Raw genomic sequence first — 14708 nt, forward strand, 5'->3', positions numbered from 1 at the left:
CCAAAACCAGAAGGTATTGATGCGCCAAGGTCCTCTTGCTGGCAGATACGTGGCGTCCGCAGCAATGGTGATGTCCGCGATTATTCCCTATCTGGCTCTGTCGGCCGCGCTCGATCCGTTGGCACCGATCATCGCCAGGCAGGTGCACATGAGCGCGCAGACGATGAGCCTCAGCTCGGGTCTGGGTAACGCGGCCTACGCGCTGGGGACGGTGCTCGCCGTACAGCTGGGCCTGCACCTGCCGCAACGGCGGATGCTGCTCGGCTACGCGGCCCTGCTCGTCGTCGGATCGGTACTGACGGCGGCGGCGCAGGACGCGGCCATGTTCATCATCGGCCATACGCTGCAGGGCCTGGCCACCAGCATGCTGCTGATCGCCGCCGTCCCGCCGCTGGCGATCGGCTACCCCCGCGAGCGGCTGCACACCACCGTAATGATTATGAACATGGGTATCTTCGGCGCGGTCGCGCTCGGCCCGTTCATCGGTGGTCTGCAGGCGAACGCCGATGCCTGGCGGCCACTGTTCTGGATCGTCACCGGGATCTCGGTGCTGGCGTTGCTGCTGGTCGTGCTCACCTTCGAAGACGCTCCGGCGGCGAACCCCAACGCCCCACGCGACCTGCCGGCGATCGGGCTGGCCGCGGCCGGCAGCCTCGCGGCCTTCCTGGGCGCGTCCGAACTGACCAGCCACAGCATTCTGGACGTCGAGGTGATCGCACCGTTGCTCGGCGGTCTGGCCCTGATCACCGCGCTCATCGTCTACCAGTTCCGGGCCGCACAACCGCTGCTGATGGTTCGGGAGATGCTCACCAGCGCGATCCCGGTCGCGGGTGTGGTGACCGCGCTGTTCGCCGCGGCGGCCTCGGTGTCCGCGACGGTGCTGACCGCCTCGGTGTACGCGGAGAAATACGGCCCGGTGCGGGTCGGGCTGCTCTACCTGCCCGAGCTCGGCGGCGCGGTGATCGCCGCGGTCGTGTTCGGTTTCGTCATCGCCCGGCGTTCCCTGCACTACCTGCCGCTTGTGGGCATGATCCTGCTCGCCGCCGGGATCGGTGTCTTTCGGCTCGGGATGCCGGCGAACCAACCGCTGGCGCTCCTCGGTTCCGCGCTGACCGGGCTCGCGCTGGGCGCCACCGTCGCCCCCGCGTTGTTCGTGGCCGGTTTCTCCGTGCCGTCCGCGAACCTTCCGCGGGTGTTCGCCGTGGTCGAACTGCTCCGCGCGGTCGCCGCCTTCATGATCGCGCCGATCTTCGCCCATTTCGCTGCCACGGTGACCGGCGACCTCCACGAGGGAACGAACATCGCCCTGTGGATCGGCCTCGGTCTGGCGCTCGCCGGCGCCGCCATCGCCGTCACGATTTACGCCCTCAGCGGTGCCCGTCCGCAGACCCCCGACCTCGACACGTTCCTGGGTGGCCTGCGCCCGGCCTGGTACTCGCCGCCGTTGCTGAGCAGAATCCGCCGGTCCCACGATCTGGATGATCTGGACGTCGCCCTCCCCGTTCCGGAAAGCGTTGACTGATGTCCACCCCCCACTCCGACGCCGCACCCCACTCCGACGCTGTGCAGCCCGGTGCTCGGACTGGCCGCCCTACCGGCCCGGTGCTGTTCGCCTATGACGGCAGTGGCGTCGCCGGTCATGCCATCGAGTACGCCGCGACGCAGCTTTCGCCCGGACGCGAGGCGCTCGTGCTGTGCGTCTGGCAGCCGTCCGACGTCGGATTCACCCCGGTCGGCCCGCAGCATTTCGACGCGAACAACGCCGCCGAGGTCGAAAAGGCCGCGGCCGACATCGCCGCGCACGGTGCCCGGCTCGCCGAAGCCGCGGGACTGCGCGCCCACAGCATCACCGTCCAGGCGGCACCGACCTGGCAGGGCATCGTCACCACCGCCGCCGAGCGGCAGGCCGCGCTCATCGTCGTCGGCGCCCATCGGCACTCCCGACTGGCCAGCCATCTGCTCGGCAGCGTGGCCAGCTCCGTCGTCACCCACGCCGACGGCGCCGTCCTGGTCGTCCACCAGCACGACTGATCCGAGCGGCCGTCCACCGGAGCGGGGCCGCCCGCCGTCCTACCGTTCGGGTGCCGCGCGAGGCTGGTCACCCGGACGGTAGTGAGGCCTTGGTGCCGGCAGGGCGCAGAAGTCGCCGCAGAATCCGGACCGACAGGTCGGGATAGTGGCGGGGCAGCAGACGCACCGCGAGGTCCACGAGCCTGGCATCGTTGCCGACCAGGATGCGCCCCCGGTTGGCCTCGACGCCCCGGAGAATGATGTCGGCCGCTCGTTCCGGGGGAAGCCGGAGAAACTTCTCGTTGTAGAGCGCGGCCCGCTGGACGCGCTCCTCGGTGATCTCCTCGCCGCGCTCGCGGGCCTGCGCCAGCGCGGCGTTGGCGATGTTGGTCCGCACTCCGCCGGGGTGGACGACGGTGACCCGGACGGGCTGGTTGGCCTGCAGCATCTCGATGCGCAGCGTCTCGGTGAAGCCCCGCACCCCGAACTTCGAGGTGCAGTAGGGGCCCAGTCCGCCCTGGGCCATGAAACCGTTGAGGCTGGAGATGTTGATGACGTGCCCGTCACCCGAGGCGATCAGATGAGGCAGGAACGCCTTCGTGCCGTGCAGCACGCCCCAGAGATTCACCGACAGCACCCGTTCGAACACGGCCCAGTCGGTCTCCAGGATCGTGTCACTGATACCGGCGATGCCGGCGTTGTTGTAGAGCTGGTGCACGACCCCGAAATGCGCGCGGACCTCGCCCGCGTATGTCTCGACCTCGGTGCGGTCGCTGACGTCGAGGTGGCGGGAGCGCACCTCGGTGCCGGTCGCCGCGACCAGGTCCACGGTCTCGGCCAGGCCGGTGGCGTTGACGTCGGCCAGCGCGAGCCGCGCGCCCCGGTCGGCAAGGCCCAGGGCAAGGGCCCGGCCGATACCCGAGGCGGCGCCGGTGACGACGGCGACCTTGTCCGCGATGGTGGTCACGATGCTGCTCCTGTGCGCTGACGGGAGTGGGACAGCCGCAGTTCGTCGTCCGCCACCGGCAGGTGCCGCAGGAGCCTGACGTCGCCGAGGTAGTCGAACGACGTGAGCCAGGGCTTGCGGTTGCCCTGCCGGGGCAGCTCGTCGAGGACGCGTTGGATGTAGCCGGCGCCGAAGTCGAGGAACGGACGGGTCCCCAGGTCCGGGTCGGCGACCACCGGGCAGGCCGTGTCGTAGCCGTGCGTGTCCATGTGCGTCAGCAGCCGGCAGAAGTGCTCGCACAGCAGGCCGATCTTGAGCGTCCAGGAGGAGGTGGTGTAGCCGACCATGTAGGCGAGGTTCGGCACTCCCGAAAGCATGAGGCCCTTGTAGGCGACCGTGCTTGACAGTCGCACGGGCTCGCCGTCGACGGTCAGCGGCACACCCCCGAACGCCTGGACGTTCAGCCCGGTCGCGGTCACGATGACGTCCGCCGTCAGCTCCCGTCCGGAGGCCAGCAGCACTCCGTTCTCGGTGAAGGTGGTGACACGATCCGTGACGACCGAGACCGCGCCCCGGCGGATCGCCGTGAACAGGTCGCCGCCCGGAGCGAAACACAGTCGCTGGTCCCAGGGGTCGTACGGCGGGCGGAAGTGTTCGTCGACCGCATAGCCCGCCGGCAGCATCCGGACGTTCATCCGGCGGATGAGTCGCCGGGCGGCCTTCGGGAACCGCCGGCAGAACCGCCACATCGCCTGCTGGCGAAGGATGTAGAGAGTACGGGCGAGGGTGTGGGCACGCTTCTCGCCGAATATCCGGCGCAGACGGATGACCAGCGCGTCCCGGGGCGGGGTGGCCAGGATGTAGGTCGGCGTCCGTTGCAGCATGGTGACGTGCGCCGCGGTGTCGGCCAACGCCGGAACCAGCGTCACCGCCGTCGCGCCACTGCCGATCACCACGATTCGCCGGCCGGTGACATCGAGATCGGCCGGCCAGTGCTGGGGGTGGATGATCTGCCCGCGGAAGCGTTCCCGCCCGTCGAAGTGCGGGGTGAAACCCTCGTCGTAGCGGTAGTAGCCGGTGGCGCACAGCAACCAGGAGCAGGTCAGCTTCGAGCGGGCACCGGACTCGGTGTTCACCACCTCGACCGTCCAGCGGGCGTCCGGCGACGACCACGACGCGCTGACGACCTTCGTGTGGTAGCGGATGTCGCGCTCGAGGTCGAACTCGCGGGCGGTCTCGCGCAGGTAGGCCAGGATCTGCTCGCCGTCGGCGAGAAACTTCTCGCCCCGCCACGGCTTGAACGCATAGCCGAAGGTGTGCAGATCGGAGTCCGACCGGATGCCCGGGTAGCGGAACAGGTCCCAGGTGCCGCCGAGCGCGCCGCGTGCCTCGAGGATCGCGTGGCTGCGCTGCGGATGCTCCCGCCGCAGGTAGTACGCGGCTCCGAGGCCGGAGATGCCCGCCCCGACGATGAGGACGTCGAGGTGTTCGAGTTGGGCGGCAGCAGACGGCACGCGGGCACCCCCAAGCGGAACTCCAGGACGGGTCAGGCTCAGATGTTGCTACGGTCCGGGACCGCCCGCCAGGTACATCATGCACCTACCTGATGTTCCTGCGGTGCAGGATGCACCATCTCGCTCTAGACTGGGCTGATGGTGAGCTCCTGGGACCCGCCGTCCGGCAGGGTTCGGGAACTCATGCGGCGCGGTGCCGAGCTGGTCCTGCATCTGCCGCCCGCCTGGCTGGACGAGCTGGACGAGGCGACCCTCTCGGGTCCACACGGCCAGCAGATCGCTGCGGATCCCGTCCTTGCCGCGGCCATCCGGCGGGCCAACCGCTCGAACCTGCTGCACTGGGCGGCGGCGAACATCCGCGCGCCGGGCCAGCGCGTGCCGGCCAACCTTGCGGAGGTGCCGCTGGGGATCGCCCGTGACCTGGTCCGCCGCGGCCTGGACGACACGATGCTGGATGCCTACCGATCGGGCCAGAGCGTCGCGCTGCGACACTGGATCGAGATCGTCTTCTCCCTCACCTCCGACCCGCAGGAACTGCGAGCCGTGCTGGACGTGTCCTGCCAGTCGATCGCCGCCTTCGTCGAGGACACGATCGTCGCGGTCGCCGCCCAGATCACCCGGGAGCGCGCCGCCCTGACCCAGGGAACCCATGCCGAGCGTCGCGAAGCGGTCACCCTGCTGCTGGACGGGGCGCCGCTGTCCCCACGACGGGCCGAGCAGCGACTCGGCTACCGTCTCACCGGCGCGCACACCGCGGCCGTCGTCTGGAGCGACGACCCCGACACCGACCTCGGTGCGCTCGACCGTGCCGCCGACCTGCTCGCCACGGCTGCCGGGGACCCCCAACCGCTGACCGTGCTCGCCAGCGCGGCGACCCGCTGGGTCTGGGTGCACGGCACACCGGACCTGGCCCGGCTACGAGCCGAGGCCACCGATCTGCCGGCCGTACGCATCGCGATCGGCCCGTGCCGACCGGACCTCGACGGGTTCCGGCGCAGCCACCTTGATGCCCTCACCGTCCAACGGATCCTCGCCCGGCTCGCCTCGCCCCAGCAGATCGCCACCCATGCGGACATCGAACTCGTCGCCCTGTGCACCACCGACGGCGAACGCGCCGCCCGGTTCGTGGGCAGTGCCCTCGGCGATCTGGAGACCGCCGCGCCCGAACTGCGCGAGGCGGTACGCGCCTTCCTCTCCACCGGGTGCAACGCCACTGCCGCCGCGGCTCGGCTCTACCTGCACCGCAACACCCTGCTGCGCCGCCTGGCCCGGGCCGAACGGCTGCTGCCGACACCGCTGTCCGACAGCCTCCTGCCGGTCGGTGTCGCCCTGGAGATCCACCGCTGGCGCGGCACCGCGCCCCGAGCTCCCCGGTAGCCTCCCACCCCGCGCCGCACCCGGTCGGTTCCTGACGGGGCCTGGTCGACGGGACCCGGTCGGGTCCGCGGCGTCCGTGCCACGCAGCGATGGCGAGGTCCGGGCAGGAGGGCACCGGGCTGCCGCGGATCACTCGGTCGGGGGCTGCTCCTGGTGTCGGCCGGAGCTGAACATCCAGGCCAGGTGTGCGCCCGGGATGTCGCGGATGGTGCGCACCACGAGGCGTAGCCGGTCCGGGTCCACCGTCGGTGCCAGGTGCCGCGCGTCGGCGAGCAGGACGCGTTCGGCTTCGCGAAGGTCGTGCAACCGCCGGGTGATGTGTGCGTACACCTGGTCGAGTGCGGTGTGCTCGTCGCAGCCCGTGGCGTGTCGCAGCACGAGGACATAGTTGGTGGTCTCGCCGCGCGCGGCCTCCCGGGGCAGGGACACCACATCGTTGCACCAGGCGACGAGGTCGCTGGAAGCCGCGCACAACTCGGTCCAGCTGCTGGTGGCGACGAGGTCCGGGGGGATTTCGGTCTGGTGGACGACTTCCAGCAGATCGACCATGAACATGGCGTTGTCGTCGCGGCGCAGGGACGGATATTCGGCCGGGGTGGCCAGTGTGCCGTTGTGCCGGTGGGCGATCTGGGTGAGAAACGCATCGCGATGGTGGTGGATGTGCTCGAGGAAGCGGCGACGCCACTGCGGGGACATCTCCCGGGCCGTCCGGGGCCACAGGTCCGCCAGTGCGGTGACCGGGGCAGAGGCCGTGCTGGGATCGGACCGTCCCTCGACGATCGAGGTGATCGCGGCGTAGGTCGTGTGCACGAGCTCGGCGCGCAGGCCCATCGACCCCTCGTCCTGCTCGTCATCGAGGTGGAACAGCCACAGCACCCACCGGGCGTAGACCTCGACGTCGCTCGGATGGGCGTCGGGCAGGATGCGCGCGGCCAACAGGTGGAATCCGGCGGCGTCGAGCCGGGCACGCTCCCGGGCGTCGGTTACCAGACCGACCCGGGATGCCCAGGTCAGGAGATGCTCGCCGATCTGTTCGGCCTCGGGATGGATCCGCTCGGGGATGGGAATGCCGAAGTCGAGTCTGGACACGCCGGCAGCGGAGAGCTGGGTCATGAGCTGGCCTCGGTGACAGAGAAAGGTACGGGCGGCGGACGCGCCCGACTCCGGTGCCTTCACGACAAAGGCACCACACTCCGTCATTATCACGCGACAAGACGCCCGGTGACTTAAGGACTACGTCCCGAGTGGCGTGGATCCCTTTCCTGCCGTGAGTCAGGCAGACGGCCTGGCGGTCAGTGGCTGGCCGACGGGTTGTCGCGTAGCTGCTGGTTGATCTTCTGGGCTTCCGCGAGCTGGTCTTCAAGGATGACGATGCGGCAGGCAGCCTCGATCGCGGTGCCCTGGTCGACGAGCTCCCGGACGCGGGCGGCGATGCGCAGCTGGTAGCGGGAGTAGCGGCGATGGCCGCCCTCCGAGCGCAACGGGGTGATCAGGCGGGCTTCGCCCAGGGCCCGCAGGAAGGCGGGGGTGGTGCCGAGAAGGTCGGCTGCGCGGCCCACGGTGTAAGCGGGGTAGTCGTCGTCGTCGAGGCTGTCGGCCGGTTTGCGGGTGGTTCCAGGACTCATTGCACCTCTTGCAGCTACGTCGAATATGGATACGTCGAAGGGGGCCTTGGTGTCGTCTGACACCAAGGCCCCGAGGGCTCAACACCATCTACCGGCCAGGTGCGCCGGATTCCTTGTTCCGCGCTGCCGCCTCAGAGGGCGGGTACGGAGACCGCGTATGCGTGACCGGGGACCACCTTCCAATCCGGGGCATGCAGTGACCGAGCGAGCCGAACCATCGCTCGGGCGATCCTGATGGCGTCTACTCCTCTCTACTCGTTGTCTGGCGGGGTACTGCCGAACTTCCGCGGTGGTGCTCGACGGTCCGTCCGACCGCCGTCCTGCTCGCGACAGTTCGTGTCTGCCGCGACCCTGGACTCTCTTGGCTACAAGAGCAAAGCTACCTGACGCGAAGCTCGATGTCTACTGTGGCGGGGACAGATTTTTCGGGTCCAGCTAGAGAGGCTTGCTGCTGTGGACGGATGCGACCGGATGCGACCGGGAGCCGGCCACCGACCCGTACGCTGTTGTCCAGGCCCTCCCGCCCGGCCTACCACGCCGGCCTTCATCACACGGACCTCGCATAATGGCTCGCTGTGACGGTTACCCGTTCTGCTGCTGAGGCCGCATGCCAGGCGGTGGTGGAGGGAGTGCTGGAGCGGATCACCTTCGTCAGTGAGGAGACCGGCTACACCATCGCCCGACTGGCCACCGAGCGGTCCGGCCCGGACCTGCTGACGGTGGTGGGTCCTTTGCTGGGCGCGCAGATCGGGGAGAGTCTGCGGCTGACCGGGCAGTGGGGCAGTCATCCCCGGTACGGCCGGCAGTTCCAGGTGCACTCGTACACCACGGTGCTGCCCGCCACGATCCAGGGCATTCGCCGCTACCTCGGCTCGGGGCTGATCAAGGGGATCGGGCCGGCGATGGCCGAGCGGATGGTCGCGCATTTCGACACCGACATCCTGCGGATCATCGAGGAGGAGCCGGCGCGGCTGATCGAGGTGCACGGGCTGGGACCCAAGCGCACCAGGAAAATTGCCGATGCCTGGGAGGAACAGAAGGCGATCAAGGAGGTGATGGTGTTTCTGCAGGGGGTGGGGGTGTCCACCTCGCTGGCCGTGAAGATCTACAAGAAGTACGGGGACACGTCCATCGGCGTGGTCCGCACGCAGCCCTACCGGCTCGCCGCCGACGTGTGGGGCATCGGGTTTCGGACCGCCGACACCATTGCCCAGGCGGTCGGCATCCCCCACGACAGTCCCGAACGGATCAAAGCCGGGTTGCAGTACACCCTGTCGCAGGCCGCCGACAACGGGCACTGCTTCCTGCCCGCGCCGAACCTGGTCACCGAGGCGGTGAAGATCCTCGAGGTCGAGCGCGAGCTGATCGGCCCGTGTCTGGACCAGCTCGCCGCCGACGAGGGCGTGGTCCGCGAAGGTGTCCCGGCCGGGGACGCCACCGTCCCGGCGGTCTACCTGGTGCCGTTCCACCGTGCGGAAACCTCCCTCGCCGACGGGCTGCTGCGGCTGCTCCACGGCGACCAGGATCGGTTGGCGACGTTCACGGACGTGGACTGGGGCCGGGCGCTCGGCTGGCTGCGGGGCCGGACCGGTCAGGACCTGGCCGACGAACAGGCGGCAGCGGTCCGGCTCGCGCTCACCAGCAAGGTCGCGGTGCTCACCGGCGGTCCCGGGTGCGGCAAGAGCTTCACCGTCCGTTCGGTGGTGGAGCTCGCCCGGGCCCGCAACGCCCGGGTGGTGCTGGTCGCGCCGACCGGGCGGGCCGCGAAACGGCTGGCCGAGCTCACCGGTCACGAGGCCGCCACCGTCCACCGGTTGCTGGAACTGCAACCCGGCGGCGACCCCCGATATGACCGGGACAATCCGCTGGACGCCGATCTGGTGGTGGTGGACGAATCCTCGATGATGGACGTCATCCTGGCCAACAAGCTGGTGAGAGCGGTCCCGCCAGGAGCACATCTACTCCTCGTCGGTGACGTCGACCAGCTTCCCTCGGTCGGCGCCGGCGAGGTCCTGCGCGACCTGCTCGCCGCCGATACCATCCCCAGGGTCCGGCTGACCAGGATCTTCCGGCAGGCACAGCAGTCCGGCATCGTGGTCAACGCCCATCGCATCAACGCCGGGACACCGCCGCGGCTGAACGGCTTCGCCGACTTCTTCTGGTTTTCCTGCGAGCCGGCCGAGGACTCCGGTCTGCATCCAGCGGAGGAGACCGCCAAAATGGTGGTGGACATCGTCGCCCGCCGCATCCCGAAACGCTTCGGGCTCGATCCCCGCCGCGACGTTCAGGTCCTGTCACCGATGCACCGCGGACCGGCCGGGGCCGGCAATCTCAACATCCTGTTGCAGGAAACCCTCACCCCGGCGCGGGAGGGTGTACCCGAGCGGCGCTACGGGGGGCGGGTGTTCCGGGTCGGCGACAAGGTCACCCAGCTTCGCAACAACTACGAGAAGGGCACGGCCGGGGTTTTCAACGGGACCGTCGGCGTCGTCACCGCCATCAGCCCCGAGGAACAGACGCTGACCGTGCTCTCCGACGAGGACGAAAGTCTCAGGTACGACTTCTCCGAACTCGACGAGCTCGCCCATGCCTACGCTGTCAGCATCCACCGCTCCCAGGGCAGTGAATACCCTGCCGTCGTGCTTCCCCTCACCACCTCATCGTGGATGATGCTGCAACGCAACCTCCTCTACACCGGCGTCACCCGCGCCAAAAAACTTGTTGTCCTGGTCGGATCCCGTAAGGCGCTGGCGACCGCGATCCGGACCCCGGGAGCCGGACGTCGTCATACCGCCCTCACCCACCGCGTCCTCACCTCCGGATCCCGCGGGAATGCAGAACCCTGGGTTGTCGAGCCGCACCATCCGGCAGAAGCGGCTACTGCACAGTAGGGCGCTCATGTGTTCGCCGGACACGGAAGCCTGGGCGGCTCGTCGCGCATGATCAAATGAGGCGTCGTCGTCGGCTTCATCCGCCAGCTCCGGCCTTGGAGTTCGCGGGGGTTTCGGTGCACTCCTGCGCAGCGTTCACCGAACTCGCCCTGGCACCTGACCAGGGCACCACCGGTGTCCGTCATGCCTCGCCCCGGCCCAGTACGACAGTGCCCCGGCCCCCGTCCGGCGATGGTCAGCTGTGCCGGGCGAGATCGAGCGCGGCCTGCAGCGACGTCCTCCACCCGTCGCTGGTGTAGCTGGCACCGGACACGGCGTCGATGGTCGCGCTCTGCGCGGTGAGCGTCTCCTGGCCCAGGATCGGGGCGGCTCGGGAGCTGATGCGCGACGAGCGTCCCCCCGCGGGCAGGGTCAGCGCGGTCACGGAGGTGATCCGGTCGCCAGAGACCGTGATGCGCACCTGGACCGGGCCGTAGGGGGTCGACGCGGCCGGCCCGTTGACGGTCACCGGGCCCGGTCGGCTGGGGGGACCCGCGGTGGCGGGGACGGACGGCGGCGTGGCCCGGTCGGCGGGGCCCGTCGTGGTCGACGACGGCGCGATCAGGCCGGGTGGTGCGGTCGGCGCGGCGCGGGTTGTCGACTGGCTGGCGACCAGCCCGCCGAAGGTGAGAACCAGACCGGCAACAGCGCCAGCCACCAGCAGCGACGGTTCTCGCATGAGGTCTCCAGGTGAACGCGGCGAATGCCGTTCGGCTAAAGCTCGAAAGATTCGTGGTGAATCTGATTGTCGGGAACAGCGAGCTGGCGGAGCACCTCGATGGTTGCGGCGCAGAATCCCGGCGGCCCGCACAGATAGACATCTCGGCGGGCCACGTCGGGAACAAGCGCACGCACGTGGTTCGGACCCAGCGGCCGGTCGGGGTCGGCTGACTGCCCGCGGGGTCCACTGACCATCCAGGCACGGGCGCCCCGGGCATTGACCAGGGCACGCGTCTCGTCGACAAGGACAGCGTCGGAAGGATCGCTGGCCCGGTGGAGCAGCACCACGTCAACGCTCCGTGGCAGTTCCTCGAGCAGCGCGCGGATCGGGGTGATACCAACACCGGCGCCGATCAGCAGCACCCGGGATCGGGTCCGGGCGTCGGCGGTGAAGATGCCGTACGGACCTTCGAAGATCACCCGGGTGCCGGGGGTCATCCGGGCGAGTTGTCGGGTGCCGTCACCGACGGCCCTGACCGTGATGCGCAGGACATCCCCGCTCGGCGCGGCGGACAGGGAATAGGGGTGCGCCTGCCACCAGCCCCGTCGGTGGAGAAAACGCCAGACCAAAAACTGGCCGCCCTGCGCGGGCAGCCTGTCCAGGTGCCGCCCCGTCAGATAGACCGAAGCCACATCGTCGGACTCGGCGACGACGGACACGACGCGAAGTCGATGGCGCAGGGATCGCGCGAGCGGCAGCCCGATGCGAAACAGCAGCAGGCAGCCGGCGGCGGCAACGAGCTGACCCTTCCACCACAACGCGATCAGTGGGGAGCCCGCCAGGTCGTGGCCGACCGCGAGCTGATGGCCGAAAGCGAGCAGGATCGCGAGGTAGGTGGTCAGGTGTACCGCGTACCAGGTCTCGTACTTCAGCCGCCGGCGCGCGGTCCGCACCGACAGCGTCGCCGTGACGACGACGAGCAGGAACCCGCCTGTCGCGGTCAGATATGTGGTCGCCAGCGTCCAGGACTGGGACAGAAAGCCGCCCACCTGCGCACCGCCGTATCCGGCCGCGAGCAGAAGCGGGTGCGCCAGGACTACCGCGAGGGTGCTCTGGCCGAGGCCGCGGTGCCAGCGCATCAGCGTGTCCTGGCCGACCGCCCGCTCCAGCGCCGGAATCCGGGCGGCGAGCAGCACCTGGGCGACTATCAGAACCTCGGCGAACAGCCCGGCGCCCCGTCCCGCCCAGGTCAGCAGCCCGGCTGCGCCTGGCCCGGCGGTGGCGAGTCCGGCCAGGGCAAGCGCGGTGACCGCGCCGAGGTTGAGCCCGGCAAGTACGACCAGCACGGCGAAGAGCCCGGGGCGGGCGGGTCGCGCTGGAACCGGTCGTCGGTACGGGGCTGATCTGCCTGCCCACGGGGCTGATCTGCCTGCCCACGGGGCTGAGATCGGCCGCGTCGAGTGGATGCCGGCGTTGGTCTGCTGCTGCTCGCGCATCCGCTCGTGCCCTTCGTCGCTGCGGTCGCACCACACCGGATGTCGGTCCGTTCGGCGTCCGAGGTGTCGCTCCACCGTGACTCCGGCCAGGTCAAGGCCGGGTCAAGGCAGGTCAAGGACTTGTCCCGATCCGGCCGGCCGGATCGCACGCGCCCTGCCGACGGATGGGACAGTTGGGCCATGACTGCGGTGCTGCTCGTCGAGGACGATCCCTCGATCGCCGAGCCGTTGGCCCGCGCCCTGCGCCGCGAGGGGTATGAGGTGCAGGCCGCCCCGGACGGATCCGCAGGTCTCGCCGCGGGGATGACCGGTCGGTTCGACCTGGCAATCCTCGACATCGGGCTGCCCCTGATGGACGGCCTCGAGGTATGCCGGCGGCTGCGGGCCCGGTTGCCGACCCTGCAGATCCTGTTGCTCACCGCCCGTTCGGAAGAGGTGGACTTCGTCGACGGGCTGGACGCGGGTGCCGACGACTACATCGCGAAGCCGTTCCGGCTCGCGGAGCTTCTGGCCCGGGTGCGGGCCGCCGTGCGGCGGGTGACCCCCGATCGGCACACCGCGGCGGGTGTGCGGGTGGACGTCGCCGCCCGACGGGCATTTCTCACCCGGAACGGGATCCAGCAGGAGCTGAACCTGTCCGGCAAGGAATTCGACCTCCTGCGCGTGCTGGTACGGGAGGCCGGGACCGTCATGACCCGGCAGAAGCTGCTCGCCGAGGTGTGGGAGACCACCTGGATGGGCTCCACCAAGACGCTCGACCAGCACATTTCCTGGCTGCGCCACAAACTGGGCGACGACGCCGCAGACCCGCGGTACATCACGACGGTCCGTGGCGTTGGCTTCCGGTTCACTCCCTGAGCCGGGCGACCCGATGCAACGCCGACTCCTCGCCTCCACCCTCGCGGTGGTCGCCGCCGCGGTCCTCACGCTGGCCGCGCCGCTGGCGGTACTCGGCGTCCACCAGGTCCACACCAGCTTCCGCGACAGGCTGCGGGCTCAGGCCGGCGCGGTCGCCATCGCGGTCGGGGAACAACTCGAGGACCACGAACCCGTCGATCCCGACCGGCTCGCCCGCCTGGTACCCGACAGGCAGGTCCACGCCAGCGTCGGTGGCCGCACCTACACCGCCGGCCCGCATCCTGTCGGGGCCACCACCTCGGCCAGCGCGAGCGCCGAGCACGGCGTGACCGTGACTGTCTCCTCGTCCGACCACGACGAGCACGAACGCGCCCTCATGGTGCTCGGCGTGGTCACGCTTCTCGTCGCAGCGTCGGCCGTCGTCGCCGTCGTTGCCGCCCTCCTGCTGGCGGCCCAGCTGACCCGTCCGCTGACCGCGCTCGTACGGGCGGCGGACCAGCTCGGTGCGGGGAACTTCGACCTCGACCCTCGACCGTTGGGTCTACCGGAGGCCGACCGGGTCGCGGCGGTGCTGGCGCACAGCGGCCGGCGGATCGGTGAACTCGTCGATCGTCAGCGGCAGTTCGCACGGGACGCGGCCCATCAGTTGCGCACACCGCTGACCGCCATCGGGCTCCGGCTGGAGGGGATCGCCTCGGCAGACGTGCCCGCCGAGACCCGCCGCGACGCCGAATCCGCGCTCGCGCAGGTGGACCGGCTCGCCACCGTCGTGACCGTGTTACTCGCCCGGGCACGCGGTGACGCGGCCCGTCCGCGGCCGGTGGATCTCGCTGACCTGTTCGACGAGCTGGCCCGGCACTGGGGCCCGCTGGCCGACCGGGCGGGGCGCACGCTCGTCATCGAGAGCGCTCCGCTCGTCGGACTCGCCAACCGGGACCATCTCGCCCAGGCGCTGTCGGTCCTGCTGGAGAACTCCCTGCGTCACGGCGCCGGAACGATCCGACTCACCGTGGTGGCACAGGACGAAGACGCCCTCATCAGTCTCTCCGACGAAGGCCCGGGAATTCCCGCCGATCGCGTGGCGACGTTGTTCACCCGTACGCCCGGTGGGGAGGGGAACGGCATTGGCCTTTTCCTCGCCCGAGCCCTCGTGGAAGCCGACGGCGGCGAGATCAGAATGGCCACCGCCCAGCCGCCGCTTTTCACCGTCACCATCCCCGCGCTGGCCCCCGACGGTGCTCCGGCAGTCACGACTCCCTGAGCCTCAGAAGCTGCTGGGATGCCGGGTCCG

12 protein-coding genes are annotated in these 14708 nt (G+C 69.9%); 6 read left to right on the forward strand and 6 right to left on the reverse strand.

Annotated elements, in window-relative coordinates; all coding sequences use genetic code 11:
* Window positions 1-70 precede the first annotated feature (70 nt).
* Entirely contained in the window at window positions 71-1522 is a 1452-nt protein-coding gene (locus ND747_RS01580; protein WP_251731123.1) for an MFS transporter, read from the forward strand.
* Complete coding sequence (locus ND747_RS01585) at window positions 1522-2031, forward strand: universal stress protein (protein ID WP_251731124.1); 510 nt, start codon at window positions 1522-1524, stop codon at window positions 2029-2031. Before ND747_RS01580 ends, ND747_RS01585 begins: the two co-directional genes overlap by 1 nt.
* A 67-nt stretch (window positions 2032-2098) precedes the next feature.
* Here ND747_RS01585 and ND747_RS01590 read toward each other — a convergent pair whose 3' ends face one another.
* Both ND747_RS01590 and ND747_RS01595 read right to left on the reverse strand, forming a co-directional pair.
* Window positions 2099-2977, reverse strand: a complete 879-nt coding sequence (locus ND747_RS01590) for an SDR family oxidoreductase (RefSeq protein WP_251731125.1) — start codon at window positions 2975-2977, stop codon at window positions 2099-2101.
* Window positions 2974-4470 (reverse strand): NAD(P)/FAD-dependent oxidoreductase, encoded by a 1497-nt coding sequence (locus ND747_RS01595; RefSeq protein ID WP_251731127.1) that lies wholly within the window; start codon window positions 4468-4470, stop codon window positions 2974-2976. Before ND747_RS01595 ends, ND747_RS01590 begins: the two co-directional genes overlap by 4 nt.
* A 183-nt stretch (window positions 4471-4653) precedes the next feature.
* On the opposite strand from ND747_RS01595, the gene ND747_RS01600 reads away from it, so the two are divergent.
* Window positions 4654-5847 carry a CdaR family transcriptional regulator gene (locus tag ND747_RS01600; RefSeq protein WP_251731129.1) on the forward strand — a complete coding sequence of 398 codons (1194 nt, stop codon included), beginning with the start codon at window positions 4654-4656 and terminating at the stop codon, window positions 5845-5847.
* Between the two features lie 129 nt (window positions 5848-5976).
* On the opposite strand, the gene ND747_RS01605 is transcribed toward ND747_RS01600, so the two are convergent.
* Window positions 5977-6960: a terpene synthase family protein gene (locus tag ND747_RS01605; protein WP_251731130.1), complete on the reverse strand. Its 984-nt coding sequence runs from the start codon at window positions 6958-6960 to the stop codon at window positions 5977-5979.
* Window positions 6961-7139: 179 nt separating this feature from the next.
* Complete coding sequence (locus ND747_RS01610) at window positions 7140-7472, reverse strand: MerR family transcriptional regulator (protein ID WP_251731131.1); 333 nt, start codon at window positions 7470-7472, stop codon at window positions 7140-7142.
* A gap of 575 nt (window positions 7473-8047) precedes the next feature.
* Here ND747_RS01610 and ND747_RS01615 point away from each other — a divergent pair.
* Window positions 8048-10363 carry an ATP-dependent RecD-like DNA helicase gene (locus tag ND747_RS01615; RefSeq protein WP_251731132.1) on the forward strand — a complete coding sequence of 772 codons (2316 nt, stop codon included), beginning with the start codon at window positions 8048-8050 and terminating at the stop codon, window positions 10361-10363.
* 235 nt (window positions 10364-10598) lie between these two features.
* Here ND747_RS01615 and ND747_RS01620 read toward each other — a convergent pair whose 3' ends face one another.
* Window positions 10599-11081, reverse strand: a complete 483-nt coding sequence (locus ND747_RS01620) for an FMN-binding protein (RefSeq protein ID WP_251731133.1) — start codon at window positions 11079-11081, stop codon at window positions 10599-10601.
* Window positions 11082-11116: 35 nt separating this feature from the next.
* Window positions 11117-12409, reverse strand: a complete 1293-nt coding sequence (locus ND747_RS01625; protein WP_251731134.1) for a ferredoxin reductase family protein — start codon at window positions 12407-12409, stop codon at window positions 11117-11119.
* 330 nt (window positions 12410-12739) lie between these two features.
* Here ND747_RS01625 and ND747_RS01630 point away from each other — a divergent pair, with 330 nt between their 5' ends.
* Both ND747_RS01630 and ND747_RS01635 read left to right on the forward strand, forming a co-directional pair.
* Window positions 12740-13417 (forward strand): response regulator transcription factor, encoded by a 678-nt coding sequence (locus ND747_RS01630; RefSeq protein WP_251731135.1) that lies wholly within the window; start codon window positions 12740-12742, stop codon window positions 13415-13417.
* A 13-nt stretch (window positions 13418-13430) separates the two neighbouring features.
* Window positions 13431-14678 carry an ATP-binding protein gene (locus ND747_RS01635; protein WP_251731137.1) on the forward strand — a complete coding sequence of 416 codons (1248 nt, stop codon included), beginning with the start codon at window positions 13431-13433 and terminating at the stop codon, window positions 14676-14678.
* The last annotated feature ends 30 nt before the right edge of the window (window positions 14679-14708 follow it).

The sequence above is a fragment of the Frankia sp. R82 genome, assembly GCF_023716925.1.
Lineage (GTDB): Bacteria > Actinomycetota > Actinomycetes > Frankiales > Frankiaceae > Frankia.